Source organism: Desulfobacter sp. (genome assembly GCF_050177295.1).
This window is the reverse complement of record NZ_JBFXHE010000429.1, coordinates 1-3,753: the sequence shown is the minus strand read 5'-3', so window position 1 is coordinate 3,753 and position 3,753 is coordinate 1. Positions and strand designations below refer to the sequence as shown.

Here is a 3,753-nt window from a genome sequence, read left to right as displayed (position 1 = left end):
CCTTTAAATCTTCAAGGGTGTTCACTTCCTTATCCCGGGTGTGAATCAAGCCCGGACCATGGGCATGGAAGAACAGGATATGGGAATCCTTGAATTCTTCAGGTTTGAATTTTTCGTACATGGCATTGGCCACGGTGGTGGCCTGGACCCCGGAGGTGTATCCCATGGGCAGGTCAATGGCCTCTGCCACGGGAAACCTGCCCCGGGAGTATCCCAAAGCGGTCATACCGATATCGGCAATGCCCTGGACCACCTGGTCGTAAGTCTGGGGCGCTTTGGTCAGGGTGGAGGCCGGGAAATACTGAATAACCACCTCCCCATGGGTTCTTTTTTCAACTTCCTTGCACCAGCTTTCGGCAAGCTTGCTCTGGATATGTGTAGGCGGGAAAAAATTGGAGTATCGAAGGGTGGTTTTGGCTGAAACATGGGATACCCAGGACAGACACAGTAAAAGAACCAGTAACACAGACCATTTTTTCATGGTACCTCCAAAATGATTGCAATGTGATTATAATTAAGCTGAAAAATACCTGCACATTCTATCCGAGCAGGACAGGGTGTCAAGTAAAAACCCACCCGAACGGGGCGCGCGCTGCGTGGATTTTGTTGCATTGTCAACCACATCTCTCCCCAAAAAGCACAACGCCACGAATCTTTTGACGCGTTTAAAAAAAACAGTTTGATCAAAGCTGTTTTTCAGCTTTGATCCGGTGAGTATATGCCCTGAACAGGTGGATTAAAACATTTTATTGGTCAAATTTAGTGGTCGTTGCATCGTCAACGGATAATAAATCCGTTTATCAGTCCAGCATGAGAATCGCCCGGGTTATCCTTTTTCTCCTTGCCTTTTTCTCCTTGCCTTTTTCTCCTTGCCTTTTTCTCCCTGTCTGATAGCTTCATGGTCATTACCTTTCCCTGGAACCCTGGAAATGATCAAACAACTTAAATTTATAATTTATACCCGTCCCTTTATCTGCTTTGTATATTATTTCATACGCCTTTATACCGCGACCTTCAGGTTAAAAATTGAAAATGAAAAAAGCTGGAAAGCCATGCTCAATGGAAATCAGCCGGTAATTCTGGTGACTTGGCACCAGCAGTTTTTTTCGGCCATCCGGCATTTTAAAAAATATGCCCGGTACAATCCGGGGCTGATGATCTCCAGGAGCCGGGACGGCGACCTTATTTCCGCCGTGGCCCGACGGTCCGGATGGCGTACACCTAGGGGCTCATCCTCAAGTGGCGGCAAAGCAGCCATGGCAGAAATGATTGCGCATCTCAATACCCATGGCTTTGGCGCGCATATCCTGGACGGTCCCACCGGCCCCATGGGCAAGGTCAAACCGGGCATCATAAAAATGGCATTGCAGACCAATGCGGTACTGGTCCCTTTTTTTACCGATGCGGATCAGGCCTGGTTTTTTAATTCCTGGGACCGGTTCATGATACCCAAACCCTTTGCCAGGGTCAGGCTGCGGTTTTTAGATCCTATCCACATCTGTAGGGAGGAAAATAAAAATTTTGACGCCCTGCGTGAACGGCTTGAAAAGATTATGGAGCCTGCCCTGCACCATTATAACCTGCACCGTTAGTTCAAGTGAATGGCCACTACACCGCCCCGGTCATACCCGAAAGGCCTGAACACCCCGGCGTATCGGGTGGAGATCCCTTTGTAAAATCTGTTGAAGGGGATGCGGTATGCCAGTTTCTGGTCAGGGTCAACATCCAGGATGGTGACCCAACCGGTTGACGGATCAAATCCACCCACAGGTGAAATATGAGGGATGTTCAATTCCTTTATAAAAGTGCCCTGATCAAAATGGGCAATGATCAGGCAATTGTCCAGGCATTGAAAGTTTTTAAGGTGCCCCAGGATCTGCTGCCTTTCCCTGACCCTTCCTTGTGTTGAGGCGCCTTGGATCATTTCAACCCGTTTAAAGGGGAGATCATAGGCCACAAGGCTGTCCCGGACCACTGCCGCAAGAACCGCCAGGGGCAGTCCACGTCGCCCCTTGTATCCGTCCGGTCCCATGCGCTCTTTCCAGTGGGCAGTTCTCACCTTTTCCAGAATGGCCTGCTGGGTAACTGCCGGGCCGGGGCATCCGTACCGTTCCCTTAGCACGTTGACCACACTGACCACTGAGGCCACGGAACACGAAGATTCATGGAATTGCTTTACATGATGGCGGAACAGGGCTGTCTGAAGACGCTGGCCGCTGGACAGTCCGGGGGACGAAGTGATATGCCTTGCCTGGTCCGGACCAAAACTGCCTGTACGCGTCACCCGGTGAAAAAAATATCTGAAAACCAGGTAGGTTCGGACAATATAAAATCTCAAAAGGTTTATCATGGCATTCATTTATTTTTCACGAATAACCGTCTGTGTCCGGCCAATATTCAAAGCAAGGCCCTGGGAGGTCTCTGTTAGAAACGACGACATCCGGGCCAGGGCTTTCTGGGTGAACTTGACCAGATGGGCCTCAGTTTCCATAAAAAGGGCATCCTCTTCTATGTAAAGGGCCCCGGGGTCAAGGGCAATGATGTCAAGGGTATTTAAGGTCAACTCAATGCCGGTGTCTTTCTTGACAAGATCCACCACAAAAACCGCCGTATCTTGGTAAGGAAAATAGACCTTTTCTTCAACATCATTCATGGTCTGGCATAAAAAATATCCCTGGTCGTCTTTGTGGATGGATTGATTAAAATATTTTATAATCTTTGGATGTGCCAGTTTTCCGTGTTCATTGTGCCAGGTGCCGTCTCTGTCCATCCAAAAAACGGCCTGCTCTTTGGGGATGATATTCTGCTTTTTTGACTGGGCCATAGATATTGCCTTAGGTTTGGAATTTAAGGTTTCCTTGTATCAAAAGATCTCATGGGACGTTATCCCAAGCATTACTGGCCCCAAAATCCACATATGGCCCAGGCTACGGCCAGGGCCAAACCCAAAAAACAAAGGTAAGTCCTTGCAGCCAGTTCTTCCAGTCTTTCAGCTTCTTTTGCCAGTTCCTTGGGGATCTTTCCGCTCTTGTATTCAAGAGATTCTTCATTCACTCAACTCATCCCCAGTTTTGATATCTGTCCCGGGACCAGCGAAGGTATTTCATAAGCTCCCAGTTAACACGAGTGACATCAAAACGTTCACTGTCGTAATCCCCGCCGGACCATTCCATGTACCCGTCATGCTCTTCATGATTCGGGTCCTTCAGGATTTTACAAAATTCAAAGAAACCGGGCACACCACCCACATCTTCCGGCGGACAGGCCCGTTCGCCTTCAATACAGGCCAGCTCCGTTCCCAGATCCGGATTGAAATAGCGGCTTTCTTCGAGAACAAGCTCATGGTCCCAGCTGTCTCCGAAATCATACAGATAACGAAATGCGCGGCCTTTGAGTTTGATCAGATCCCCGAAACGGTACTTGCCGCAAACAAGCCCGTCTTCCTTTGATTCCGGATATTCGGTGTATCGTTTATTCCCGATGGTGAACTCGTGAAGGTGGCTGTCGGTCCAGCCCATGACAATCTGAATGACATCGTGCAACCGGTCCAGCGTTATGCTGGCGGGCACCACAAAACGCCGCCAGATTTCAGGTTCGATATCAGCCAGTTGGATTTTCAGCAGATAAAATCGTTGGTTCATTTCTTCTCCTCCTCATATTTTGACCAGAAGCTGTGTTTGCGACCATGGTTCTGATAAATCTGGCCCTTAAAAGTATCATAATGATTAAATTCTTTCCAGTCGGAAACGGTTA

Annotated in this window: 5 protein-coding genes and 1 pseudogene; 1 reads left to right on the top strand and 5 read right to left on the bottom strand. The window is 48.6% G+C overall.

All coding sequences use genetic code 11. The features are described from left to right. A pseudogene (locus AB7U36_RS20445) lies at nucleotides 1-481 on the bottom strand (C4-dicarboxylate ABC transporter substrate-binding protein); the annotation flags it as partial. Nucleotides 482-929: 448 nt separating this feature from the next. Here AB7U36_RS20445 and AB7U36_RS20440 point away from each other — a divergent pair. Then, nucleotides 930-1,592: a lysophospholipid acyltransferase family protein gene (locus tag AB7U36_RS20440; protein WP_428161473.1), complete on the top strand. Its 663-nt coding sequence runs from the start codon at nucleotides 930-932 to the stop codon at nucleotides 1,590-1,592. On the opposite strand, the gene AB7U36_RS20435 is transcribed toward AB7U36_RS20440, so the two are convergent. From AB7U36_RS20435 to AB7U36_RS20420, 4 genes are all read right to left on the bottom strand, one after another. After that, on the bottom strand, nucleotides 1,589-2,359 hold the full coding sequence (locus AB7U36_RS20435) for a phytochelatin synthase family protein (protein WP_428161472.1): 771 nt from the start codon (nucleotides 2,357-2,359) through the stop codon (nucleotides 1,589-1,591). The genes AB7U36_RS20440 and AB7U36_RS20435 overlap by 4 nt on opposite strands. Beyond that, the gene (locus AB7U36_RS20430; RefSeq protein ID WP_428161471.1) at nucleotides 2,360-2,824 is read right to left on the bottom strand and encodes an MFS transporter permease; all 465 of its coding nucleotides are present in this window, start codon (nucleotides 2,822-2,824) and stop codon (nucleotides 2,360-2,362) included. Between the two features lie 71 nt (nucleotides 2,825-2,895). Next, nucleotides 2,896-3,054, bottom strand: coding sequence for a hypothetical protein (locus AB7U36_RS20425; RefSeq protein WP_428161470.1), 159 nt, complete (start codon nucleotides 3,052-3,054; stop codon nucleotides 2,896-2,898). A 5-nt stretch (nucleotides 3,055-3,059) separates the two neighbouring features. After that, nucleotides 3,060-3,641 carry a plasmid pRiA4b ORF-3 family protein gene (locus AB7U36_RS20420; RefSeq protein ID WP_428161469.1) on the bottom strand — a complete coding sequence of 194 codons (582 nt, stop codon included), beginning with the start codon at nucleotides 3,639-3,641 and terminating at the stop codon, nucleotides 3,060-3,062. Nucleotides 3,642-3,753 lie beyond the last annotated feature (112 nt).

Bases quoted from the DNA above. Each gene is read 5' to 3' on its own strand.
- AB7U36_RS20440 (WP_428161473.1), top strand. From the start codon at position 930: ATGATCAAACAACTTAAATTTATAATTTATACCCGTCCCTTTATCTGC.
- AB7U36_RS20435 (WP_428161472.1), bottom strand. From the start codon at position 2,359: ATGAATGCCATGATAAACCTTTTGAGATTTTATATTGTCCGAACCTAC.
- AB7U36_RS20430 (WP_428161471.1), bottom strand. From the start codon at position 2,824: ATGGCCCAGTCAAAAAAGCAGAATATCATCCCCAAAGAGCAGGCCGTT.
- AB7U36_RS20420 (WP_428161469.1), bottom strand. From the start codon at position 3,641: ATGAACCAACGATTTTATCTGCTGAAAATCCAACTGGCTGATATCGAA.